General features: G+C 60.2%; 19 protein-coding genes and 1 pseudogene. 14 read left to right on the top strand and 6 right to left on the bottom strand.

Going from position 1 to position 24,537, the window contains the following annotated elements; translation table 11 throughout:
- Positions 1-110 precede the first annotated feature (110 nt).
- The 3 genes from H7C18_RS22390 to H7C18_RS22400 are packed head-to-tail and all read left to right on the top strand — an operon-like array spanning position 111 to position 3,131.
- Positions 111-1,538: an MFS transporter gene (locus H7C18_RS22390; protein ID WP_185131330.1), complete on the top strand. Its 1,428-nt coding sequence runs from the start codon at positions 111-113 to the stop codon at positions 1,536-1,538.
- Between the two features lie 44 nt (positions 1,539-1,582).
- Positions 1,583-2,473, top strand: a complete 891-nt coding sequence (locus H7C18_RS22395; protein ID WP_185131331.1) for a hypothetical protein — start codon at positions 1,583-1,585, stop codon at positions 2,471-2,473.
- A 19-nt stretch (positions 2,474-2,492) separates the two neighbouring features.
- Complete coding sequence (locus tag H7C18_RS22400) at positions 2,493-3,131, top strand: NAD(P)/FAD-dependent oxidoreductase (RefSeq protein ID WP_185131332.1); 639 nt, start codon at positions 2,493-2,495, stop codon at positions 3,129-3,131.
- Positions 3,132-3,400: 269 nt separating this feature from the next.
- Here the strand turns inward: H7C18_RS22400 and H7C18_RS22405 are convergent, their stop codons facing one another.
- From H7C18_RS22405 to H7C18_RS22420, 4 genes are all read right to left on the bottom strand, one after another.
- Positions 3,401-4,603: an MFS transporter gene (locus H7C18_RS22405; protein WP_185131333.1), complete on the bottom strand. Its 1,203-nt coding sequence runs from the start codon at positions 4,601-4,603 to the stop codon at positions 3,401-3,403.
- Between the two features lie 108 nt (positions 4,604-4,711).
- Positions 4,712-5,854 carry a Ger(x)C family spore germination protein gene (locus H7C18_RS22410; protein ID WP_185131334.1) on the bottom strand — a complete coding sequence of 381 codons (1,143 nt, stop codon included), beginning with the start codon at positions 5,852-5,854 and terminating at the stop codon, positions 4,712-4,714.
- Positions 5,855-5,860: 6 nt separating this feature from the next.
- The gene (locus H7C18_RS22415) at positions 5,861-7,279 is read right to left on the bottom strand and encodes a spore germination protein (RefSeq protein WP_185131335.1); all 1,419 of its coding nucleotides are present in this window, start codon (positions 7,277-7,279) and stop codon (positions 5,861-5,863) included.
- Entirely contained in the window at positions 7,269-8,354 is a 1,086-nt protein-coding gene (locus H7C18_RS22420) for an endospore germination permease (protein WP_185131336.1), read from the bottom strand. The genes H7C18_RS22415 and H7C18_RS22420 overlap by 11 nt, the downstream gene beginning before the upstream one ends.
- 159 nt (positions 8,355-8,513) lie before the next feature.
- On the opposite strand from H7C18_RS22420, the gene rnz reads away from it, so the two are divergent.
- From rnz to H7C18_RS22445, 5 genes and pseudogenes are all read left to right on the top strand, one after another.
- On the top strand, positions 8,514-9,476 hold the full coding sequence (gene rnz / locus H7C18_RS22425) for a ribonuclease Z (RefSeq protein WP_185131337.1): 963 nt from the start codon (positions 8,514-8,516) through the stop codon (positions 9,474-9,476).
- Positions 9,477-9,533: 57 nt separating this feature from the next.
- Entirely contained in the window at positions 9,534-10,727 is a 1,194-nt protein-coding gene (locus tag H7C18_RS22430; protein ID WP_185131338.1) for a cation:proton antiporter, read from the top strand.
- Positions 10,728-10,816: 89 nt separating this feature from the next.
- Positions 10,817-11,662: an MBL fold metallo-hydrolase gene (locus tag H7C18_RS22435; RefSeq protein ID WP_185131339.1), complete on the top strand. Its 846-nt coding sequence runs from the start codon at positions 10,817-10,819 to the stop codon at positions 11,660-11,662.
- Between the two features lie 6 nt (positions 11,663-11,668).
- Positions 11,669-12,718, top strand: a complete 1,050-nt coding sequence (locus H7C18_RS22440; RefSeq protein ID WP_238357879.1) for a DHHW family protein — start codon at positions 11,669-11,671, stop codon at positions 12,716-12,718.
- Positions 12,715-13,109: pseudogene (locus H7C18_RS22445) on the top strand (GMC oxidoreductase); the annotation flags it as partial. The gene H7C18_RS22440 and the pseudogene H7C18_RS22445, both read left to right, overlap by 4 nt.
- A gap of 12 nt (positions 13,110-13,121) precedes the next feature.
- On the opposite strand, the gene H7C18_RS22450 reads toward H7C18_RS22445, so the two are convergent.
- Positions 13,122-13,439 carry a metal-sulfur cluster assembly factor gene (locus H7C18_RS22450; protein ID WP_337913885.1) on the bottom strand — a complete coding sequence of 106 codons (318 nt, stop codon included), beginning with the start codon at positions 13,437-13,439 and terminating at the stop codon, positions 13,122-13,124.
- A 275-nt stretch (positions 13,440-13,714) separates the two neighbouring features.
- Between H7C18_RS22450 and H7C18_RS22455 the strand changes: the two genes are divergently transcribed.
- The 6 genes from H7C18_RS22455 (at position 13,715) to H7C18_RS22480 (ending at position 23,398) form a co-directional block, all read left to right on the top strand.
- Entirely contained in the window at positions 13,715-17,551 is a 3,837-nt protein-coding gene (locus H7C18_RS22455; RefSeq protein WP_185131342.1) for a CARDB domain-containing protein, read from the top strand.
- A 590-nt stretch (positions 17,552-18,141) separates the two neighbouring features.
- Positions 18,142-18,450 (top strand): CD3324 family protein, encoded by a 309-nt coding sequence (locus tag H7C18_RS22460; protein ID WP_185131343.1) that lies wholly within the window; start codon positions 18,142-18,144, stop codon positions 18,448-18,450.
- On the top strand, positions 18,434-20,629 hold the full coding sequence (locus H7C18_RS22465; protein ID WP_185131344.1) for an ABC transporter transmembrane domain-containing protein: 2,196 nt from the start codon (positions 18,434-18,436) through the stop codon (positions 20,627-20,629). Before H7C18_RS22460 ends, H7C18_RS22465 begins: the two co-directional genes overlap by 17 nt.
- Positions 20,626-21,126, top strand: a complete 501-nt coding sequence (locus H7C18_RS22470) for a DUF1854 domain-containing protein (protein WP_185131345.1) — start codon at positions 20,626-20,628, stop codon at positions 21,124-21,126. Before H7C18_RS22465 ends, H7C18_RS22470 begins: the two co-directional genes overlap by 4 nt.
- A gap of 137 nt (positions 21,127-21,263) precedes the next feature.
- Entirely contained in the window at positions 21,264-22,043 is a 780-nt protein-coding gene (locus tag H7C18_RS22475) for a MerR family transcriptional regulator (protein WP_185131346.1), read from the top strand.
- 95 nt (positions 22,044-22,138) lie between these two features.
- Positions 22,139-23,398: an FAD-binding protein gene (locus H7C18_RS22480; protein ID WP_185131347.1), complete on the top strand. Its 1,260-nt coding sequence runs from the start codon at positions 22,139-22,141 to the stop codon at positions 23,396-23,398.
- A gap of 61 nt (positions 23,399-23,459) precedes the next feature.
- On the opposite strand, the gene H7C18_RS22485 is transcribed toward H7C18_RS22480, so the two are convergent.
- Positions 23,460-24,347 (bottom strand): hypothetical protein, encoded by an 888-nt coding sequence (locus H7C18_RS22485; RefSeq protein WP_185131348.1) that lies wholly within the window; start codon positions 24,345-24,347, stop codon positions 23,460-23,462.
- Positions 24,348-24,537 lie beyond the last annotated feature (190 nt).

The following is a 24,537-nucleotide window of genomic DNA, read 5'->3' on the forward strand; positions in this document are numbered from 1 at the left end:
GGAATAGGAATTTTTTTGTTTGACAATATAGGGTAGGGGGGTATAGTATTATTTACGTCGACGGCCGTCGCAAAATTTGGAAGCGCAAGCGAGAAGAGGAGGCGTTGCGGATGTCTATGGCCACTCAGGCTCTTGACGAGCCGAATCCGCGAAGATGGTTGGCATTGGCGCTGCTGTGTCTTGCCAATTTTATGGTCATTATGGATACATCGATTATCGGAGTCGCGCTGCCTGCGATTCAGCAAGCGCTTGGCTACGCGCAGGAAAATTTGCAGTGGGTGTTTAACGCTTATGTCATCTTTTTCGGAGGGATGCTGCTGCTTGGCGGGCGATTGTCCGACCTGTTCGGGCAGCGGTTGATCTTTATCGCCGGTTTCGCGATTCTGACCGCGGCTTCGCTTCTGGCCGGCCTCGCATGGAACGAAGCGTCCCTCAACATCGGTAGGGCCGTGCAGGGGATCGGTTCGGCGCTTATCGCGCCGTCCGCGATGACGATGGTCATGCTGCTGTTCGGAGGCCGGCCCAAAGAATTGGGCAAGGCGCTCGGCTTCTGGGGCGCGTCGGCGGCGGCCGGGGGCACGGCCGGCGTCTTCCTCGGCGGCGTGATCACGGAATGGCTAAGCTGGCAGTGGACGTTCCTGATCAATCTTCCCGTCGGAGCGCTTGCGCTTGCCGTTTCTCCGGTATTGCTGGCCAAGGGGAGCCGCAGGCCGGGCAAAGTCGATTTTGCCGGAGCGATCTTCATTACGGGAGCGCTGGTCATTGCCGTCTATGGGATCGTCACGGCCGAAGACGCCGGGTGGGGTTCGCTTCATACATGGGCCTCTCTGGGCATCGCCGCGCTGTTGCTTCTCGTTTTTTTGCTCATTCAATTGAACTCGAAGGATCCGCTTGTCCCCATGCGAATATGGGCGGTTCCGAATCTGGCTGCAGGCAATCTGGCGCTGGCGCTGCTGGCCGGCGGGTGGATTCCGCTCTGGTTTTTCCTCAACCTGTACTTACAGCAAGTGTTAAAGCTGACGGCGTTCGAAGGCGGAGCCGCCTTGCTGCCGATGACCGTGCTGCTCATGGTCTTTATGACCGCCGTTACCGGCAAGCTGATCGCCAAGTTCGGTCTCAAGGCGAACATCACGGTCGGTCTTGCCGCGCTGGCCGGCTCGCTGTTCCTGTTCTCCGGCCATACGCCGGCGGACGGAAATTTTCTCGCCAACGTGCTGCCGGCCGGCCTGCTCGGCGCCCTCGGGATGTCGCTCGCGTACATCCCGGCCACCATGGCTTCGATGTCCGGCGCCCGGCCGGAGGAGACCGGGCTCGCTTCCGGGCTCGCCAATACGAGCTACCAGATCGGATCCGCGATCAGTCTGGCCGCCGTATCGGCCGTCGCCGCATCGGTAACGGCCCGATCCGCGGATTCGGCGGTTACGGCGCTGAATGCCGGCTTCCACCAGGCTTTTTTCTGGGCCGGGTGGGTGGCCGTCGCCGGGGCTGCGGCCGCTTTCATCTTCATTCGCGGCAGCCGAGCTTCCCGGAAGCTTTAGCATCCATCGAGATATGTTGCCGATACGGCAGGAGGGTATGCTTTTTGAGGAAAACGATCACACGAACCGCCAAGCGAACGGTTGTCGTTCTAAGCGCCGTCTGCGCCATCGCGCTGCTCGCTTCATGCGGTACGAAAGGGGAGCAATCGACCATGAACGGACACAATCATCACGCTATGAACATGGGGAACGAACACGTCCATGCAACCGGACATTCCGGTCACGGGGGCTATGCCGGCTCGGAGCCGCAGGCACAGGCGGCGTTTGCGTTCGAGAGCGGAGCGGCCCGGGCGAACGAAGAGACCGTCATCCGGATTCGGATAACCGGCGCGGATGGAACGCCCGTCGGGAAATTCGAGGAGACCCACGAAAAGCTGCTTCACTTCATCGCGGTCGACGAAGGGCTGACGACGTTCGCGCATCTGCACCCGAAGTACGAAGGGAAAGGGGTCTTCACCGTTGCCTACCGTTTTCCCGCAGGCGGGAAGTTCAAGCTGTTCGCCGACTTTACGCCGTCGGGGGGAGGGAATCAAGTGTCCGGCGCCTGGGTAACGGTCGAAGGTACGAAGTCACCCCGGGAGGAACTCAAGCCGGACGATCGGACCGTCAAGACGGTCGGAGGAACGACGGTCGAGCTGTCGATCGGCGGTGCCGAAGCCGGGAAGGAGGCGGTTCTGGCTTATAAGCTGAAAGATGCCGCCAGCGGAAAAGACGTCGTCGATCTGGAGCCTTACATGGGAGCGGCCGGCCATGTGGTCATCCTCTCGCAAGACGGCGAACGGTATTTGCACGTTCATCCGGAAGACGAAAAAGCGAAGGGGCCCGAAGCCCGCTTTATGACGTCCTTTCCGGCAAGCGGCTTGTATAAGGCGTGGGCGCAGTTCCAGCGCCACGGTCAGGTCGTAACGGTTCCCTATACGATTCGCGTGAACTGAGGGAAAGGAGGCGCTCATCATGGGAGAGACGAAAAAGCTGGCGGTGGCGCCGATCGTTCAGGAGGGAGGCAGCTTGCTTACGGCGGAGCAGCTGACGCTGCTGTCCGAGCTGCTCGCGAACGAGGGGAAGGCGGAGATCACGAGCTTCAAGCAGCTGTACGCCGAGTTTGACGCCGACAAGCTGGAAGCCGGAGCGGCGGAGCTGGAGACGGCAGGGCTGCTCGTGTCTACTGCCGGATCTACCGTCAAAAACGTGATCGCCTGCAACTTCTGCAAGGGAGCGGAAGAAGCGGGGCTGGACCTGGCCCGCCGTCTGGACCGGGCCGTCGCCGGGATGGCGGCGCCCATGCCGCTCAAGGTCGGATACGCCGGCTGCGCGTTAGGAACGAGCGAGCCGCTGCTGAAGGACATCGCCGTCGTTAAAATGAAGAACCGGTTCGACCTGTATGTCGGAGGGGACCCGCGAGGGATCAAGCCGCGGATCGCGCAGCTTCTCGTCGAAGGGCTGGGCGAAGACAGCGTCGTTCCGGCCGTTCTCGCCCTGATTCGGCTGTATGTCTCGTCGGCCGAACGCAAGACGAGGTTCAGCCGGTTCGTCGAGCAGGCCGGAATGGAGAGGCTGCGTCAAGTCGTCAAGGAAGAGGGTGCCCCCGAGTAATACGGAGATGCGCAGCTCTACTGCCGAAAAAAGAACCCGACGGGGTTCTTTTTTTCTACGGCGGCATCATCGACTCACAAAGTTTGTGGGACATGCATGCCAATTCGCTGGGCTTACCTGGCACTGCGCGCTAACGATGCAAATCATCGCATCAAGAGCCCATTTGCCAGACTTCGGCGGCGAGCCGATGCGCTTGCGGTACAATATTGCACAATTTGGAGATGGAAATTGTTCGTTAATCATGCCGTCATCGTTTTTTTCGAGGCGTTTTAAACGCCAGTCTGCCGTTCTTGCCGTGTTCCCGCCGCCAGGCCGCGGAGCCGGAAGGCGATCAGAAGAAGCGCCGCCAGCGTCAGGGCGGCCGGAATGAGAAAGATGGCCGGCGAGATGCCGCGGACGGCGACCGGGAGCAAGTAGCCGATCAAGGAGGCGGCCTGCGAGATGAAGACGAAGAGGCTCGCTCCGAATCCCGTTCGGCGGATGAACATCCGTTGGACGTATCCCATCGCCACGCCGTAAAGAACCGATACGAACAGCGAATAGACGGGCTGCGCGGCGAAGATCAGGCCGATCGGCGAAGACGCGGCATAGACCGCGTAAACGGCGATCGCGCACGCGCCGCCGAGCGCGATGACGCGCGCGCTTCCGAACCGGGCCGCCCAGTAGCCGGCCAGCGTCATGAACAGCAGCTCGAACACCGCCTGGGCGCTCCACAGATACGACATGACGGCCGGTCTCCCGAATCGCTCGTTGACGAGAAGCGGCAAGTACAAGCCTCGGATCGCATCGGCGCAGGACAGCATGAGAATGGCCAGCAGCATCGCCGGCGAGAACGCTTCTCCCAGCTCGCGGTTCGCCGCCGCCGCCGCAGAGGCGGGAGGGCTCGCTTCGCGGTATACGAGAAGCAGCAGCAACAGCCCGGCGTACCCGGCCAAATTGCCCCACAGGACGCCTCCGAATCCGGCGATCAGATAGACGTTCGCGCCCAGCAGCAGCCCGCCGAAAAAGCCGACGCTATAGCCGGTGCGAAGCCACAGCATCGCCATCTCCACGATCGAACCGGCGTGCTGCCGGTAATGGTTCCTGGCCATGGCGAACAATTGGCCCATGATCATGCCGGACGGGGCGAGCGCCGTCGCCATGCCGGCCATCGCGCCGCCGAAAGTCTGGGCACGCATATACAGGACGAGCCCGACCATGCATATCGCGGCGGCAATCATCGGCAGCGCCTTCTTCCGGCGAAGCCGGTCGCTGTAGAAGCCGGATGCGAGCGTCAGCAGCATGTTCAGGAACAGCGAGACGGCGAATACCGCCGCGATCTCGTTCTTGGACAGCGACAATTGTTCCCGCAGGTACACCGCGTTCATCGGAGCCAGGATACCGGTTCCGATGCCGTAGACGATCAGGGCGGCGAGCAGCCTGCCCGAGCTTTTCACTTTCAGAAAACGCTGGATATCCCCGGCGATCCGCATAAGTTCCGTCCTTTTCCCGAGATCCGGTCGTTTGGCAGTCACCTAGAGTATAAGGCAAGGCGGCGCCCGGCAAAAGACTTTCTTGGAACGATGCGGTTCGCTCGCAGATTACTGAAGCCTCGCCTTATACTTGCCGCTGTTTTTGATCGTGAGGACGACTTCGACGTTTCGCAGCTCGATCTTTCTCATGTCCGGCTTGTCCGTAACCATCCGCTTCCATGTGCTGTAATGATAACGGTAAAGCGGCGTCGTCAGGTTCAGAACGTCGGCGTTCAGCTTCTTGCCCTGCTCGAAGGCGTAACGGACCTTTTGTTCGATCGTCTTCTCCGCTTCCTCGCGCAGGAATTCGGGCTTAACGTCCTGCAGCAGCTCGTCGATACTGCCCGTCAATCGGATCCGAACGTCGAAGATGACTTTGCCGCCGGAAATCTCATGCCGGATGCGAACCCCGGGACTGTTTACCACGAGGAGAGCCGCAGGCGATTCGTTTCGGCTGACGAGGAGCGGCATTCTCACGGACTTCGGATCCACATAACGCTTGCCGGCGATTTGATCCTCGGTGAGCGATCCGGAATATTGACGGGGCGCGATGACATAGACCCCGTTCAGCTTCAGTTCGGGCTTGTTTTTGTCGCCCTCCGTCCAGGAAGAGGAATCGATGGCGAGCTTCGGAAGAAGCACGAATTTGCCTCGCTCGAAGTAGTCGGATACGAATCGGTTCAAATAGACGGGCTTGATGTCCGAAAACTGCCGGAAAGGGATGTTGGGCTTCATCAGTCTGGAATCAAACGGCGAGTACCCGAAAAACGGAGCGATCAGAAGCAGCCGTTCGATCGGCTCGTCGGTACCGAACACCCACACGTTGTAGCGCAGCTCGCGAAACCGGTTCACCGAATCGACAAGCTGTTCGATTCGCAGCTGTTCAAGCGCCTCCCGGCTGAAGATGATGGCTGAAATATGCCCCCAGTAAATCCACTGCAGCTCCGATTGGTACAGATTAAACATCGCTTGCGTAAGGGTGGCGCCCGCCACATGACCGACGACCGCCTTGTGCTCGGGCGGCCGTAGGCTTTCACGCTGAGCGATGTTGGCGAAGTTCAGCGATTGGGCGTATAAAGTGAACTGCTTGTCCTTGTAGTCGACCCCGATGGTGGTCACGTACGCGATCTGATGAACTTCCCGGTAGTCCCAGCAGCCGGCCAGGAACAGCAAGGAGGAGAGCAGGCACACGATTCGGGCGGTTCGGAGCACGGGCATCTATCCTTTGTTGTTTCTTCGCAAATATATCGGCACGAAACCGCCAAGCTTTCGAGGTACCGTCCAAAAGGCGTGCCAGACGTCCTTCGCCGTCAGCGTAGTGACCGGCGCCAGGAAGGGAACCCCGAACGACGTCAATCCCGACAAATAGACGACGAGGAAAAGGACCGACAGCATGAAGCCGTACATGCCGAGAAAGGAAGCGAACAGCAGCGAGAAGTAGCGCAGCACGCCGACCGTTCCGGTCAGCGTCTGGCTGATCAGGGTCGAGCCCGCTACGATCGAGATGGCGCCGACCACGACGAGGCCCGGCGAGATGAGTCCCGATCGAACGGCCGCGTCTCCGATGATGAGCCCGCCGACCACGGTCAGCGTTTGACCGATCAAGGAAGGCAGGCGGTATCCGGCTTCTTTGAACAGCTCGAGGAAGAATAGGATCAGAAACATCTCCATCGGCCCGGAAAGCGGGATGCCCAGCCGCGTCAAGACGATCGTGGACAAAAGCGGGAACGGAATCTGGTCCTGATGATACCCGATCAAAGCGATGAAGAAGGAAGGAAGAAACGCCGACAGCAGCAGACTGAACAGGCGCAGAACTTGTCCGAAGTTGGCGGTGATGAAGCTGAAGTGGGTGTCCTCCGGCGTCTTGAGCAGAAGGAACAGCGTAGAGGGGGCGATCATCGCGCCCGGCACTCCGTCGATCAGAATGGCGAACCGGCCTTTGTTCAGGCAAGCCGCGATAAAATCACCGCGTCCCGTATAAACCGTCAGCGGGAACAGGCTGTAGGGATGGTCCGAGATCGATTCTTCCAACTGAGCCGCGCTCGTCAGTTCCTCCAGCTTCGGACCGACCTCGGCGAGCCGGGAACGAATCTCGTTTAAAGTCGCGAGTTGGATTTTTCCCTTCAGATAGAGCAGTCCGACTCTCGTCCGGCTATTCCGGCCGACCGCGAATTCTTCCATTCCGAGAGCGGGAGTGGGAAGCCGCTTGCGGATCAAGCCGACGTTGATATGCAGATCCTCGACGAGCCCGTCCTTCGGTCCGCGAATCGAGACGTCCATGTTCGACTCTTCGGTCTGCCGGTTCGGAATCCGTTCGATCGACATGCCGAGCGCCGCGTTCAGATGCTCGAAATACACGATGACGCATCCTCGGAAAACGGCGCGGCCGACGGAATCCAGATCCTCCGCAGGTTCGGTCAACGCGCCGATCGCGGCGCGGACGGCGCCGATCTCGGAGAAGCGGGTGACGGCATAGGCGTTCTGAAGCTCCGGCAGCACCAGCTCGTTGATCAGCTGCTGATCGCTTAGCGAACGGCAATAGACAAGCGTCGCGTCCTGCGATTCCGGGAAGGGCTGGCGATAGAACTGAACGTCGTCGCAGCGATCGAACAGTTCCTTTAACTCTTCAAGACGCATGGGAAGCCCGCCTTTCGTTCGGTTTCGTCAGCAGAACCAAAAAGTACAGGACGACCACCAGTCCGAGCAGCGCATAAAAATGAATCGGAAAATAAACCGTCTTGATGAATTGGACGAACGCAGGATCCGAGAACCGAATCGAAATGCCGACCGCCAGCAAGCCGGCGAGCGAGACGGTCAGCCAGACTTTTCCCCTGCCGAATATTTCCGTCAGCAAGTAAAGCGCCAGGCTGATGCGCACGAACGCTCCGCTCATCCATTGGAAGATGGACAGAAAATCCACGTGCTCGACGTAATTGCCGATCTTGACGATTCTCCACTCCTCGAACGCCGGAAACCGCAGCAGGCTGCCTTCGATGGGACCGAATTCCGCGAGCGCCCCCGTCGTCGGACCGATGGTCAAGCCGGCCAGGATCAGGCCGAGCACGATCATGCCTCGTTTGGTGATCCTGTCGGTCAGATGTGGTTGGAGGAGAAGGAAGAAGGTCAATTCGAGAAATCCCGAGCCGATGTACAAGACGCCTTCCCACATCGGCTTGGATCCGTATTCGAATAACGGCATCAGCAGCGCATAATCTTTCCGGGAGAAGTTGAACGTCATGACGAAATCCCCGAACAGAACGACCGGCGGCAGCAGAACCGCGGAAGTAAACGCAATCGAACGAATGCCTTGAATCGCCAAGTAACAGGCCAGGCCTAAAAAGGTTACGGCGAGGATAACGGTCGGCGTCTGGGGGAGGAACGCGTAAGTGAACCAGATGTTCATATCTTTGCCCGTCACGTAGGCGGACAGCAGGAGAAGCGGGGCCAGCAGCGCCGCGACGGGAACGGACAACAGCTTGCCGTACCGGATGCGCAGCCATTGCAGAATGGAGCCGTCGCTCCCCGTTCTCTGAATAATGAAAGCGATCATGGCGAAGACCGGCAGGAACAGCAGCGAAGCCAGCAGAACGGACAGCCAGGCGTCTCTGCGGGATACGTCCAGAAGAACCGGAATGACGACCACGTGATTCATCAGTCCGATCGAGAGGATAAAGATCAAGGAGATTTGCAAAAAGGAGAGCTTCTGGCGCACGGCTGTTCCTCCTACGAAGCGTCATTTCGTACAGACTCATCCTTGCCGTAAACGCAGGGAGGTAAACTCGGCGCCGGGCGGATGAACGCCGTCGGTTCAGGCATAATACCCTTATTCTGCCGAATCGCGGATATCGGCAATTTGCAGCGGAGGCGAACTTTGAAACTCATCTTTCTGGGAACGGGCGCCGGGCGCCCGACCCTGCGCCGCAATGTGACGTCGATCGCGCTGCTCCTGCCGCAGGCGGGAGGGCGTTTCTGGCTGTTCGACGCGGGGGAGGGAACGCAGCACCAGCTGCAGCGGGCGAAGCTGAAGCTAAGCCGGCTGGACCGGATCTTCATCACGCATTTGCACGGCGATCACCTGTACGGATTGCCGGGTCTGATCAGCAGCCGCACGTTCCATGAAGGCTCGGGCAAGCTTCGGCTGTACGGTCCGCCGGGTTTGAGAGGCTTCGTAGAGTGCGCGCTGACGCAGAGCGAGCTTCATCTCGATTACGAGCTGGAGATCCACGAGATCGAACCCGGTCCGATCGCGCTGGACGACGAACGGTTCGCCGTCGAAGCGGGCGAGCTGCAGCACCGGGTACGCGTTTTCGGCTACCGGGTCACGGAAGCTCCGAGGCCCGGCTCCTTGAATTCCGCTTGGCTGGCCGAGAACGGAGTCGAACCCGGCCCCTTGTACGGCAAGCTCAAGCGGGGGGAGGACGTGGAATTGCCGGACGGCCGGAAAGTTCTCGCCTCCGAGGCGGTCGGGCCGGGAGCCGAGGGACGCATCGTGACGATCCTAGGCGATACGAGACCGTGCGAGGAGGCGGTTCGGCTGGCGAAGAACGCGGATCTGCTCGTTCATGAAGCGACGTTCGGCGCGGGAATGGAAGAGAAGGCCGCTTCCTACGGGCATTCGACCGTTCTTCAGGCGGCGGAGACGGCGTCCCGGGCGCGTGCGCGCAGGCTGGCCGTCACGCACTTCAGCGCCCGCTACGATGATGAGGCGATCGACCGGCTCGCGGCCGACGGCCGGGCGATTTTTCCCGATATCTTGGCCGCCGCCGACTTTCTGGAGCTGGAGATTCCCCCGCGTCCGGGGGGCGAAGGCCGGCGGAAGGCGCCGAAGTCATAACGGTGCGGACAAACCGATACATATAAGGAAAGGAGTAAGAAGAACGGGGGGATTCGGATGGACTGGGAGGGCTCGCTTTCGCCCCTGTTCTGGGTGCTGCTGCTCGTATTTCCGGTGCAAGCGATCGTGACGAGAATTCGGTGGATTCGCATTCCGTCGATTCTCGCCTACATCTTTCTCGGCATGTTCCTGCAGAGCAGCGGGCTGCTCGAACTGCAAGACGGCCATGCGGCCTGGCTGCACGGCATGAGCAGCCTCGGCTTGTTCTATCTCATGTTCCTATCCGGACTGGAGATCGACCTTGATCTGCTTCGCATCCGGAAGGGAGCGAACCTGTTAAGGCACCCGGTCGTTCTCGGCCTGCTGGCCTTCGGCGGGAGCGCGGGGCTGTCCTACTTGCTGGGCCTGCGCATGCAGCAGATCGATCCGTCCATTCACGCGTGGATGATGATGCTCATCCTTTCCACCACTTCGCTCGGCATCGTCATGCCCGTGCTGCGGGAATTCGGGATGATTCGCAGCCCGTACGGCCAAACGCTGCTGACGGCCGCCTTTATCGCGGATCTGATCACGATGCTCCTGCTCTCGGTCGTCTCCGGATTCTATCGGGCCGGATTCAGCTGGCGCCAAGCTTCCGTCGGTCTGCTGCTGCCGCTGATCGTCATCTGCTACCAGGCGTTCGTCCGGCTTCGGCGGACACGGGCCTGGCGGGGAGACGGAGTCCCGGAGCCGTCGTTCAAGCTGCAGGCGGTGTTCGCCGTGCTGGGCCTGTACGGCATTCTGACGGATTTGACTGGCGCGGAGCCGATTCTGGGCGCCTTTCTGGCCGGTCTGCTGCTCGCCGGCTTCCGGATGCAGGAGCATCACCCCGTGCGTCAGCAGCTTGAAGGCATCGGCTACGGATTCATCATTCCGATCTTCTTCCTGATGGTCGGCGCCCAGTTCAACCTGCAAGCATTCCTCGCGTCGCCGCGCGCGCTCGAATGGGTGCCGTTGCTGCTGGGAGCCGCTTTCGTCGTCAAAGTTCTGCCGATGGCCGGCCTGTTCCGGGCTCTGGGCGTGAGAATGGCGCTGGCGGGCGGGTTCCTGCTCTCCTCCCGGATGACGCTGGTGGTCGTCGCCGCCTCCATCGGAATCCGGCTCGGCGTCATTCCGCCAAGCCTGGAGGACGCGCTCATCGTCGTCGCCATGTTGACATCGCTTCTGTCACCCCTTATTTTTACATTAGGTCATCGAACGAAATCGGCCTAAGACTGGATCGACCGAAGCCGAATAAACGTCCAATTCCAGGGGTTATACTGTCAAAGCGATTCCACATCCCGGCACAGGGAGGCCCCTCGATGGATCAAGAGTTGAGTTACGGGAGCGACGATCTGGAGGAGCCGTTAACGCCGGTACTCAGAGGAGCGGAGCTTGTCGAGGCTCCCGACTTGATCTGCCATACGGTCCGTATCGTTAACGTCGTCTTCGCGGGCGATCCCGCGACGGGGGACTGGGTGCTGGTAGACGCAGGCTTGCCGAATTCCGCCGGCATGATCGTCGAAGCGGCCGAACGGCGATTCGGCACGGGCCGTCCGCCGCGGGGCATCGTGCTGACGCACGGGCATTTCGATCATATCGGCGCGATCGTCGACCTGATCGGATATTGGGGCGTTCCCGTCCTGGCCCACGAATCGGAATTGCCATACTTGACCGGCCAACGGGCGTACGATTCGCCCGTTTCATCCGTGGAAGGCGGCCTGGTGGCCAAGATGTCGGCCTGGTTCCCGAACGAGCTCGTTCGGCTCTCGGGACGGGTGGAGGCGCTGCCGCGGGACGGCACGATCCCGATGCTTCCGGATTGGAGATGGGTTCATACGCCGGGTCACACGCCCGGTCATATCTCGCTCTTTCGGGAGAGGGACCGCTCCTTGATTGCCGGGGATGCGTTCACGACGGTCCGGCAGGATTCGGTCTACAAGGTCATCACGCAAAAACAGGAAATCAGCGGGCCGCCGCATTATTTTACGCCCGATTGGGCGTCCGCTCGGGAATCGGTGAAGAAGCTTGAAGAATTGAAGCCGGCGCGGGCCATCACCGGACATGGGATGCCGATCGCGGGAGAAGAGCTGGCCGAAAGCCTGAGAAGGCTGGTGTGCGACTTCGACAAGCTGGCCGTTCCGTCTTGCGGGAAGTATGTCAATTAGGGGGATATGGTTTTGAAACGTCTGGCCGGCATTGCGATACTCCTGCTTCTGATCGGAACTCTCGGCGGCTGCGGGTCGACTGCCGAAGGGCGCTCCGATCCGGGAGACAGTAACGGCGTCCGGCCGGCGGATGCGGGAAGCGAAGCGATCGGCAAAGAGGAGAAGGGGACCCTGATCTCCGTCAATGCCGACCGCTATTTGATTTTGGGCGATCGCGCCTTCTTCCTGTTTACTTATTCCGCGGCGGCGGCCGAACAATACGCGGATGCTCTCAATCGGTTCCGGGAAGCGGCGGACCCGCAAATTCGCGTCTACTCGCTGCTTGCTCCCACTTCCGCCGAATTCGTGGACAACGACGAATTGAAGCGGTTGTCCGCTTCCCAGCAAGCGGCATTCGCCCATATCGGCGAACGTCTCGATTCCCGGATCGTTCAGGTAGACGCTTACGGCGCCTTGAAAGCGCACAAGGATGAGTATTTGTTTTTCCGAACCGATCATCACTGGACGGCGCTCGGCGCCTACTATGCCTATGTCCGGCTGATGGAGACGATGGACGAGCAGCCGGTCGCTCTGGATCAGTATAAAACGGGGACGATCTCTCCGTTCCTTGGCAGCGACTACAAGGCCACGAAGAGCGAACGGCTCGGGAAGAGCCCGGATTCGATCGCGTATTACGTTCCCTTCGCGGATTATGCTTATACCGCCCGCACGACGACAGGGAAAACGATCAAGCTTCGGGCGGTCGACCCGGACTACGCCAAGCAGGGCAACGGGGACTACGCCGTCTTTCTCGGCGGCGATTTTCCTTCGGGAGAGATCGAGACCGGCAGCAAGAACGGCCGGAAGCTCCTGGTCGTCAAAGATTCCTACGCGAATGCGTTGATTCCGTTTCTGATCCCGCACTTCGAGACGATCGGTTACATCGATCCGAGGTATTTCCACGGTCAACTGGCCGATTACGTCAAACGGCAAGGGATCACGGACGTTCTCTTCCTCGACAATTCCACGGTCGCCCGCACGAACGGCATGGCGAAGCTGATCGAAGGCATTTTATAAAGCCCGATCCGGACAATCGCGTGACATTGGCGGAGGAAAAGGACGAGTACGGCCTGCCCCACGCCAAAGTGACGTTCGGCTACGGGACAAAGACCGCAAGCTGATCGATCATGCGATCCGCAAGATGAGCGACATCATGGAGGCGGAGGGCGGCAAGCCGGAATTTGTCGTGCCCGATTCCGCCCATCTGATGGGCGGATGCCGCATGGGGAGCGACCCCGCCTCCTCCGTCGTCAACTCGTGCGGGCAAACGCACGATATCGACAATCTGTTCGTCTGCGACGCCAGCCTATTCGTCACTTCGGGCGGAGGCAATCCGACGAATACGGTCATGTCGCCGGCGCTCCGCACCGCGGATTTCATCAAGGAGAAAGCGAAACGGCTGGAACTGTCAATTTTCGACTCAAGTCATGCTTGCGTGTCGGGCCCGGATCTCTTCCCGGGCCTGATCGTTCATTCGGTCCGGCGTCCATTTCGGTTCCCATACGAGCTCAACCTCCGCCGCATGGACGCCGGGAACGGCCGAGGCGGCTGCCTTGACTTCCCGGACGATCTCGTCGGCGAGCGGACACTCGGGGATCGTCAGCGTCATCTCGATGCGCACGCGGCCGCCCTCGTCCGCCTTCAAACCGTACACCAGCCCAAGATCGACGATGTTCGCCCCCAGCTCTGGATCGATAACTTCCTCTAACGCCGCCCATACCGCATCTTCCGTACTCACACGCAGCATCTCCTTCCAAATGAGGTTCCCCGATAAGATAACCGTTTCCCTCCCGTTTTATGGCCGCGGAACCGACAGGGTCAGGTACCGATAAACCGAGTTTTCCTTGGAATCGCCTACAGTTTCCGTAGAATCGCTTCTTATGGGAGAGGAGACGAATTTTCTATAATCAGGCTATTAAGTCAGAAAGGAGGAAAATGTAAGCGATTGCAATTGCTGGACTTACTCATTTGACAGGTATCTGCGTGACGAACCTTTTTCCAAGGAGGATTATGATGCGCAACAAAATGGTCGCATGGCCGCTAATCGTTACGATGCTGGTTGCGAGCTTGTTCCTGGCCTTCGGCCCATCCGCCCCCGCTTCCGCGGACGGACCGAACCTCACGCCGGGCAAAGTCGTCACCGGAAGCGGCCAATCGCAAACGTACGCCCCGGACAATGTCAAAGACGGCAATGCCGCCACGTACTGGGAGAGCGCGAACAATGCGTTTCCGCAATGGATTCAAGTCGATCTGGGCGCGAGCGTAAACATCGACCGGATCGTGCTGAAGCTGCCCGCCGGATGGGGGGCGCGAACGCAGACGCTGGCGGTGCAAGGCAGCCCGAACGGAACGACGTTCGCCGACATCGTCGGCTCGGCGGGGTATGTATTCGATCCGTCGTCGGGCAATGCCGTCACGATCGATTTTTCGTCGACCGGCACGCGCTATGTGCGCCTGGCGTTTGCGGGCAACACGGGCTGGCCGGCGGCGCAGCTGTCCGAGCTGGAGATTTACGGCGATACTTCGACGCCGCCGCCTTCGGGCACTTACGAGGCTGAAGCCGCCGCGTTGTCCGGCGGGGCGAAAGTGAACAACGACCATTCCGGCTACAGCGGAACGGGCTTCGTCGACGGCTACTGGACGCAAGGGGCAGCGACGACCTTTACGGTGAACGCTCCCGCGGCGGGCAATCGGGACGTAACGCTGAAATACGGCAACGCGTCCGGAAGCGCCAAGACCGTGAGCGTATACGTCAACGGGGCGAAAATCCGCCAGACGACGCTGCCCAGCCTGGCGAACTGGGATGCGTGGAGCACGAAGACGGAGACGCTGAACCTTAACGCCGGCAGCAATACGATTGCCTACAAGTACGATGCGGGCGATTCCGGCAACGTCAACTTGGACCAGATTGCGGTGGCGACATCGGGTTCGACGCCGACGCCGACGCCGACGCCAACACCGACGCCAACACCGACGCCAACCCCAACACCGACGCCAACACCGACACCAACGCCAACGCCAACGCCGACACCTCCTCCGGGCGGCAATATTGCGGTCGGCAAAACGATCTCGGCTTCCTCCAGTACGTTCACGTACGTTGCGGCGAACGCGAACGATAACGACGTGAATACGTATTGGGAAGGGAACGGCAATCCGAGCACGCTGACGCTCGATTTCGGAGCGAATTATAACGTGACGTCGGTCGTGCTGAAGCTGAATCCCAATTCGGTCTGGGCGGCGCGCACGCAGACGATTCAAGTTCTCGGCCATAATCAGGATACGGCCTCATTCAGCAATCTCGTCTCCTCGCAGCAGTACTCGTTCGATCCGAACTCCGGGAACGCCGTGACGATTCCGGTGTCGGCGACCGCTTCGAGCTTACGTTTGAACTTCACGGCGAACACCGGCGCGCCGGGCGGGCAGGTCGCCGAGTTCCAGGTGTTCGGCACGCCGGCTCCGAACCCGGATCTGACGATTACCGGCATGACCTGGTCGCCGTCTTCGCCTGACGAGACGAGCGCGCTCACGCTGAACGCAACCGTCAAGAACAACGGAAACGCCGGCTCGTCGGCCACGACCGTCAACTTTTACTTGAACAACGAGAACGTAGGATCGGCGTCGGTCGGCGCGCTGGCCGCAGGCGCTTCCGCGACGGTGTCGGCGAACGTCTCCGCCAGAGCCGAAGGCACGTACCCGGCGAGCGCAAAAGTAGACGAGAACAACGCGGTGATCGAGCAGAACGAGGCGAACAACAGCTATGCGAGCCCGACCTCGCTCGTTGTCGTGCCCATCCAGAGCTCCGACCTGACGGGAACGGTCTCCTGGACGCCAAGCATGCCGACGGCAGGCAGTTCGGTTTCTTTCACCGTCACCTTGAAGAACCAGGGAACGATCGCGTCGTCCGGCGGATCGCACGGCGTGACGGTCGCGCTGAAGAACGCGTCCGGCGCCACCGTCCAGACGTTTACCGGTTCCTACAGCGGCGCGATCGCGGCGGGCGGTTCCGCACAGGTCGCCTTGCCGGGAACGTGGACGGCGGCAAGCGGCAGCTACACGGCTACCGTCGCCGTGGCGCCGGATGCGAACGAAGCGGCCGTCAAGCAGGCGAATAACGTCGCCGCCTCGAATCTGACCGTCTATTCGGCTCGCGGTGCCAGCGTGCCGTACAGTCGGTACGATACGGAGGACGCCACGCTAGGGGGCGGCGCCGTCTTGCGTTCCGCTCCGACGTTCGATCAATCGCTGACCGCCTCGGAAGCTTCCGGCCAACTTTACGCGGCGCTTCCTTCGAACGGCTCCTATGCGCAATGGACGGTTAAGCCGGGCCAAGGCGGCGCGGGCGTCACGATGCGCTTCACGATGCCCGATTCGTCGGACGGCATGGGCCTGAACGGCTCTCTCGACGTCTACGTGAACGGCAGCAAAGTCAAGACGGTGTCGCTCACTTCCTACTTCAGCTGGCAGTATTTCTCGGGCGACATGCCCGCTGATACGCCAAGCGGAGGACGCCCGCTGTTCCGGTTCGACGAGACGCACTGGAAGCTGGAGACGCCGCTTCAGCCCGGCGACACGATCCGGATTCAGAAGGGCGGCAGCGACAGCCTGGAGTACGGCGTCGACTTCCTCGAGATCGAGCCGGTTCCCGCGGCGGTCGCCCGTCCGGCCAATTCCGTGACGGTGACGGATTACGGCGCGGTTGCGAATGACGGGCAGGACGACCTCACCGCATTCAAAGCTGCGGTAAACGCCGCGGTCGCAGGCGGCAAAACGCTGTATATTCCCGCCGGAACGTTCAACCTGAACAACATGTGGGAGATCGGCTCCGTCAGCAGCATGATCAACAATCTTACCGTCACCGGCGCAGGCTTCTGGTATACGAACCTGCAGTTTACGAACGCGAACGCGGCATCGGGCGGCATTTCGCTCCGGATTACGGGCAAGCTCGACTTCAGCAACGTCTATATGAACTCGAACCTGCGGTCGCGCTATGGCCAGAACGCGATTTACAAAGGGTTCATGGACAATTTCGGAACGAATTCGGTCATTCACGACGTTTGGGTGGAACACTTCGAGTGCGGCTTCTGGGTCGGGGATTACGGGCATACCCCGGCGATCCACGCGGAAGGGCTGACGATCGAGAACAGCCGGATCCGCAACAACCTGGCCGACGGCGTCAACTTCGCTCAAGGAACGAGCCGCTCGACCGTGATCAACAGCAGCTTGCGCAACAACGGGGACGACGCTCTGGCCGTCTGGACCAGCGACACGAACGGAGCGCCCGCGGGCGTGAGCAATACGTTCTCGTACAACACGATCGAGGACAACTGGCGCGCCGGCGGCATCGCATTCTTCGGAGGCAGCGGGCATCAGGCGGACCATAACGTGATCGTCGATTGCGTCGGCGGCTCCGGCATCCGGATGAACACGGTGTTCCCCGGCTACCACTTCCAGAACAATACCGGCATCGTGTTCTCGGACAACACGATCGTCCGCTGCGGCACGAGCAAGGATCTGTACAACGGCGAACGCGGGGCGATCGATCTGGAAGCGTCCAACGACGCCATCCGGAACGTGACGTTCACGAACATCGACATCGTCGACAGCCAGCGGGACGCGATCCAATTCGGTTACGGCGGCGGCTTCAGCAACATCGTGTTCAACAACGTCAACATCAACGGCACGGGGCTCGACGGGGTGACCACCTCGCGTTTCTCGGGACCGCATCCGGGGGCGGCCATCTTTACCTACACGGGCAACGGCTCCGCCACGTTCAACAACCTGACGACGAGCAACGTCGCGTATCCGAGCCTGTATTACGTTCAGAACGGCTTTAATCTGACCATCCAATGAAATCGGAAAGTTTGATTATAGCCGTTTAGTCGCTTTCTCCCGCCGCCGCATGGTCGTACAATGAAGATGTCGGGCCCGACAAATCTTCGCGAAAGGAGATGATCCCATTGATCAACCATTCTGAGGTGATCTCCGCCTAGCGGAGGTCGCCTGTTATGGGGGGAGGCCGCAAGGCCTCCTTTTTAAACCATTAAGAATTTATAAGTTCCCGGGGTCCCCGCAAAGTATCTGAGTGAGCTTCGAAGCTAAGCCCCACTTTGAGGGGTTAACCTAAAGTTTTGGATAAATCTCGCAAGAGAGCGTTGTAGAATGAAAAGGCTTTCGTTATACTGGAACCGTACACCGTTTCCAGGAAAGGGGATTTTCAACATGCGGAAAGCTGAAGAGGGGCGAACAAGCTAACCGAATAGCGTTTCCCGTGGAAGTCCGTGCAATGGAATAGGTGGCGAAGAGCACGAGCCTTGCGTTCGTGTTTTTGTTTTTTGAAGACGAATTTCATCCATACGAGAGGAGGAAGAAGTGCATGAGCAAGGCACTGGAGGTACTGGCGATGACGAATGCCGTATTGTACGAGACGAAGGAGGGCCCGCTTGAACTACAAAAATGGGAGAGACGTGCTTCCCCCTAGTTTGTTGAAAGAATTGCAGAAGTACGTGAGCGGCGAGCTGGTTTACGTTCCGAAAGGAAACGAGCAGCGCGCCCGTTGGGGGGAAGTCAGCGGAACAAGGAAGCTGCTGGCGGAACGCAACAAGGAGATCTGCCGGTTGCACGCGGACGGGGCGACGATCTCCGAACTGGAGGGCCGGTACCATCTAACCGGCGAGAGCATTCGCAAGATTCTGTTCAAAACCCGGAGACAGCCGATGGTCGGCGGAGGAATTCATGCCCATTCCAAGTAAGCTCCCGGAACCGGTTCGCGCCCGAATGCCCGGAGAGCCGTTATTCAGCGTCAAGACGGATTTAATGCCGGACGGCCGCTTTGGAGAGCTGTGGTTTGCCGTCACCGAACAAGAAGTCGCGCTCTGGGGCGCGGACGGCGTATCGATATTCCGGCTCGGCGTAAGCGAGCTGACCGAGGCGCGCGCGGCGAACGGCATCGGCGGCGGCACGCTGCTGGCCGACACGGAGACCGGGCCGGTCGTCGTCGCAAGATACACGGCGGCGCTGTCCCCGGCGTTCGGCTTCGCCGCGAAGCTGCTCACCGCGATGGCGAAGGGCGAAGAGCGGCCGGTCGTCTCGGAGAAGGAATTCCCGAAGTATTGCCCGAACTGCGGCAACCCGCTGACGGAAGGATCGCAATCCTGCCCGATCTGCAAAAGCAAGGGCAAGGCGCTCGTCCGCATGCTGCGGTATGCGAAGCCGTACAAGTCGCAAATGGCGGTCGCCATCGTCCTGCTCATGGTGACGGCTGTCGTCGAGATGGTTCCTCCGTATTTGACGAAGGTGCTGATCGACGACGTGCTCACGCCGAAGAACATGGGCTCGGCGCTGCTCTGGCTCGTGGTCGGGCTTGGCAGCACATCCCTCGTCATGTCCGTCATGCAGACGGTCCGCGGCCTGATCGGCGTATGGGTCGGCTCCAAGCTGATGGGCGATCTTCGCAACGATATCTACAGCGCGCTTATGCGGCTCTCGCTCGCCTTCTTCGACCGGCGCCAGACGTCGCAGTTCGTCGGCCGGGTCAACAGCGACTCGGAGGCGATGCGCCAGTTCATGACCGACGGCGTCATCTGGGTGAGCGGGGAGACGCTGCGCGTCATCGCGATCTTCGTCATCATGTTCGGACTGGATTGGAAGCTTACTCTGTTCGCGCTCATCCCGATGCCGTTCATGGTCGTCGTCTCGCTGACGCTGTGGCCGAAGATCGGGCGGCGCTGGTATCAGCAGTGGCGGTCGATTTTCCGCTTGAACGTACTGGTCGGCGATTCGCTGCAGGGCATCCGCGTCGTCAAGGCGTTCGGCCAGGAGAAGACGGAGATGTCCCGCTACTCCGAGGCGAACCGGGAGCTCGTGCGCAACAACATCCGCATCGAAGGCTTGTGGCAGGGCATGTTTCCGCTGTTCTCCTTCGTGGCGGGAATCGGAACGCTGCTCATCTGGTACAACGGAGGCAATTCGGTCATCCGCGGCGACTTGCAGCTCGGGGTGCTGATGGCGCTCATCTCGTACCTCGGCATGCTGTTCGGACCGCTGCAATGGATCAGCCAGATGATCAACTGGGCGAGCCACGCCATCTCTTCGGCGGACCGCGTCTTCGAGATCATGGATACGCCGTCCGACGTGCCGGACGCCCGCAATCCTCAGCCGATCGGCACGCTTCGGGGCGATGTCTCGTTCGAGCGCGTCTCGTACGGATACGAGAAGCATCATCCCGTTCTGAAGGACATTAACCTGCAGGTTAAGGCGGGCGAGATGATCGGGCTTGTCGGCCACTCCGGCGCGGGCAAGTCGACGTTCATCAACCTGATCTGCCGATTCTACGATACGGACGAGGGACGGATCCGCATCGACGGAACCGATCTGCGCAGCATCAGCCAGACCGACCTGCGCAAGCAGATCGGCGTCGTGCTGCAGGAGACGTTCCTGTTCGACGGAACGATCGCGGAGAACATCGCCTACTCCAAGCCGGACGCGACGCCCTTGGAGATCATGCGGGCGGCCAAGATCGCGAACGCGCACGACTTTATCGTCCGGCTGCCGGACGGTTACGATACGAGAGTGGGAGAGCGCGGCCATCGTCTCTCGGGCGGGGAGAAGCAGCGGGTGTCGATCGCCCGCGCGATCATCCACGATCCGCGCATTCTCATTCTCGACGAGGCGACGGCTTCGGTCGACACGGAGACGGAGCGGCAAATTCAAGAGGCGATCTCGCGCCTTGTAAAGGGCCGAACGACGTTCGCCATCGCCCACCGGCTGTCGACGCTCCGCAATGCGGATCGGCTGGTCGTGCTGGACAAAGGCAAGATCGTGGAAGTCGGCACGCATGAAGAACTGCTGGCCGTCGAAGGCGGCGCCTACCGCAAGCTGGTCGACGCCCAGAAGGAGCTGTCCAAGATCAAGGGGGTGGAGGGCGGATGAGCGCGGACCTTTACGACATTCGGATCATCGAACCGGATTCGGTCTTCTTCAGCAGGGGACCCGGAGGGGTCTTTCAGGGCGTCCTTGACGGGAAAACGTACCCGGAGCTGGTCGTGTATCGCGCGTTTCCCTTTCTTTATACGACCCAATACCTCTCGATCCGCGATCCCAAGGGCGAGGAGCTCGGCATCGTGCAGGACATTCGCGATCTGGACGAAGAGAGCGCGAGGGAATTGGAAAGAGAGCTGCAGTTCCGGTACTTCCTGCCCCGCGTGACGCGCGTGGATAGCGTGAAGCAGAAGTCCGATCTCTGGATCTGGGAACTGCAGACGAATCTGGGCCCGACAAGGATCGCGATGCGCAACTTGCATGAGTTCATGCAATTTCCGGGCGGCGCGCGGATCATTCTGACCGATATCAACGGCAAGCGCTGCGAGATTCCGGACTGGAAGTCGCTCGACAACCACAGCCGGATGCAGCTGACGGACGTCATTTAGATCTTCTCGGCTTCCTTTTGCGCAGCCGCCGCGATTCTTTCGGTCGCGGCGGCTGCTTTTTTCCAATTTTCCGGGGAAAATAAAAACTTGCTCATGACGTTACGTAACATTATATACTCGGTTCAGGAGGCGAGATCATGGATCGCGGCAGCGAGAAACAGTTCACGGTAGGCGAATTGGCGCGCAGAGGCGGCGTGACGGTTCGCACCTTGCAGTATTACGACTCGTGCGGGCTGCTGAGCCCGAGCGAATATACCGAAGGCGGACGGCGCTTGTACGGCAGAAAGGACGTCGTTCGCTTGCAGCAAATTTTGTTCCTTAAATCCATGGGCTTCTCGCTGGAGGAGATAAGGGACAAAGTGTTGCCGACCGAATCCGCGGAGGAGCTGGCGCAAGCGTTCGAGCAGCAGCGGAAAGTGTTCGCGGAGCAAATCGCCCATATCGAGCAAACGGTCGCCGAGCTGGACAAGCTGATCGAAGAGGTTCGCCTGGGCAACGAAGTGGACATCGACCGTCTGCTGTTCATGACGAGGGCGACCCGTTCGGGCAACCCGCTCTCTTTTCTGACCCGGCATTTCGGCAAAGAACAGATGGCGAATCTCTCGCAGCGGTTGACCGAGGACGACGCGGGAGAATTCCGCCAAAGCGTGCAGAGCTTTACGGACGAACTGATCGCCTTGTACCGGCGGGGCACCGATCCGGAAAGCGCAGAAGGCCAGCGGCTGGCCTCCAAATGGTGGGAACTGATGATGGCGATGACCGGGAACGATCCTTCCCAGATCCGAAATATGTCCGTATCGGTCGTGCGAGAGTCCAATTGGCCGCCGGGTTCGGAAGACTTGAAGGAAGCGACGCTTACTTTTCTGCGGCATGCCATCTTGGCGTATTTGAAGAAAAACGATATTCGTTTGCCTTGAAGGCGAAGGAAGGAAATCCGCGAGGATTGACGAAATGTTGAAAGGAGAAATCGATTCGCATCGAGAATCCGGATTCGTCCGGGAAGGAGCTCAGCATGGATCAACACCGCAATTGGGCAGGCAACTACACATACGGCGCCAAAGAAATCCACGTTCCCGAGACCGTGGAGCAAGCGCAGGAGATCGTGGCCGCAAGCGTTCGAATCAAAGCGCTCGGGACGCGGCATTCGTTTAACGAAATCGCCGATAGCGCGCAAAGCCAGATTTCGCTTCGGAAGCTGGATCGCATCGTGGCGCTGGATCGCGAGAACGGCAAGGTGACGGTGGAAGGCGGCGTCCGGTACGGCGAACTGTGCGCGTATCTTCACGAGCACGGGTATGCTCTTCACAATCTGGCGTCGCTGCCGCATATTTCGGTAGCGGGAGCTTGCGCGACCGCGACGCACGGCTCCGGCGACGGCAACGGCAATCTGGCGACGGCGGTTCATTCCATGGAGGTCATCCAGGCGGACGGGCAGATCGTCCGATACTCTCGCGACAAGGGGGACGGCGATATTGCCGCGGCGGCGGTCGGTCTTGGCGCGCTGGGCGTCGCGGCGCGATTGACGCTGAACGTGAGCCCCGCATTCGAGGTGAGTCAGATCGTCTATGAGAATTTGCCGCTGAGCCAATTGAAGATCGGCTTGGACGATATTTTCTCGAGCGCCTACAGCGTGAGCTTGTTCACCGACTGGCGGCGTTCGGCGATCAACCAAGTCTGGCTCAAGCGCCGGGTGTCGGACGGGGAGGCGACTCCGGCGGCTCCCGAGTTTTTCGGCGCGGCGGCTGCGACGCGGCGCATGCACCCGATCTCGGACATGCCGGCCGAAAATTGCAACGAGCAGCTGGGCATTCCCGGTCCATGGCATGAGCGGCTGTCCCATTTCCGCCTCGATTTTACCCCGAGCGCCGGGGAAGAGCTGCAGAGCGAATATTTCGTGGCGCGGCAGGACGCATATGACACGCTGTGCGCGATCGACCGTTTGCGCGAGCGAATCGCGCCGCTGCTTTTCGTCTCGGAGATCCGCTCGATCGCCGCGGACGATCTGTGGATGAGCCCTTGCTACGGGCAGCCGTCCGTCGCGATCCACTTTACGTGGAAGCCGGAATGGGAAGCGGTCCGGCAGCTGCTGCCGCTGATCGAGAAGGAGCTCGCTCCGTTCCGGGCGCGCCCTCACTGGGCGAAGCTGTTCACCCTGCCGCCGGAACAGCTGCAGCCGCTTTACGAGAAGCTGCCCGATTTCCGGCAGCTCGTTCTCAGCCGGGATCCCGAAGGCAAATTCCGCAACGACTTCTTGAACAGGTACATCTTGTAAATCGGATTCGCGGATACGAAAAGAAAGGAGGTTCCCTCTTTAGAGACGGAACCTCCTTCGTTTATGCTTTCATCGCCTGCCAGGCACGAAATTCGTGAATGGCGAAGCCGGAAAACGCGTTGCGGTCTTTCAGGAGCGTCTCGGCCTGTCCGATCTGCTCGTTCAAGTACGACAAGCTTCGGCCGTTGAATGTAATCCAGGCCGCTTCCTTGCTGGGCAGCGTCTCCAGGCCGATCATCGCCGGAATGCCCAGATCCGCGGCTTCTTCGAGTTCCTTGTCCGCCGTCTCGGCGATCGCTCCGGCCGTGTCGCGATAAGCGAGAATGGTTACGGCGTCGTAATGCCTCATCATCCAGCGGCTCAGCGTCTCCGTTCCGTCCGGCGTCCGGTAGCCGTTCAGCCAGAACGGAAGATCGGCATGGACCGGAAGCTTCATTTCGCGGGCTCGGCCTTCGATATACCGGACGTTGTTCTGCCACTGCTCGACGAAGCCGGGGCTGCCGGCGCTCCAGGCGGACGTCGCGTACGGCTCGATGTCGACGTGGATGCCCGCGAACTTCTCGTCGGGAGCGGCGTTCTCCTGATAGTCGTTCACCCAGTTCAGCCACGCTTCGATGTTCGGCCGGCTCTTGGCGAAGCCCCAGGAAGGCCTCCCGTCCAAGGCGTCGACTTTGATGCCGGCCTCGCCTGCGGCTTTAATGAATGTCTGATAATCGGCCGGCTTCAGATCCCGGTTGATCTGCAAGTAAATCTCGTTCAATCCTTTGTTCTTGGCGAACGCCAGAACGTCGGAAGCGTTCGATCGGATCAGGGGCGTTTCCCACAGCCAGGTCGAGCGGGAATAGGCGGCCGAATTGGTTGCGGCGCTCGCGCTCGGCGGGCAAATGGAGGAGGCGGTCCAGGCGAATCCGGCCGCGGCGACGGACAGCAGCATGATGCTTTTGTGCAAAAGTTCATCCTTCCTTTCAAAGGGAAAACGTCATTCAAACTAAGTATAAGCGACGGCCGGGGAAGGGAAATGGACCAGCGGATCAAAAAGCGGATTAAAGGATGCACAGAAACCGAATGCGGCTGATTGCACGCTAAGGACAAGGGCCTAGTCGTCGGCAGAGCGCGCGTTTCCCCGGACCTGCCGGCCG

Source organism: Cohnella zeiphila (assembly GCF_014212055.1).
Taxonomy (GTDB): Bacteria; Bacillota; Bacilli; order Paenibacillales; family Paenibacillaceae; genus Cohnella; species Cohnella zeiphila.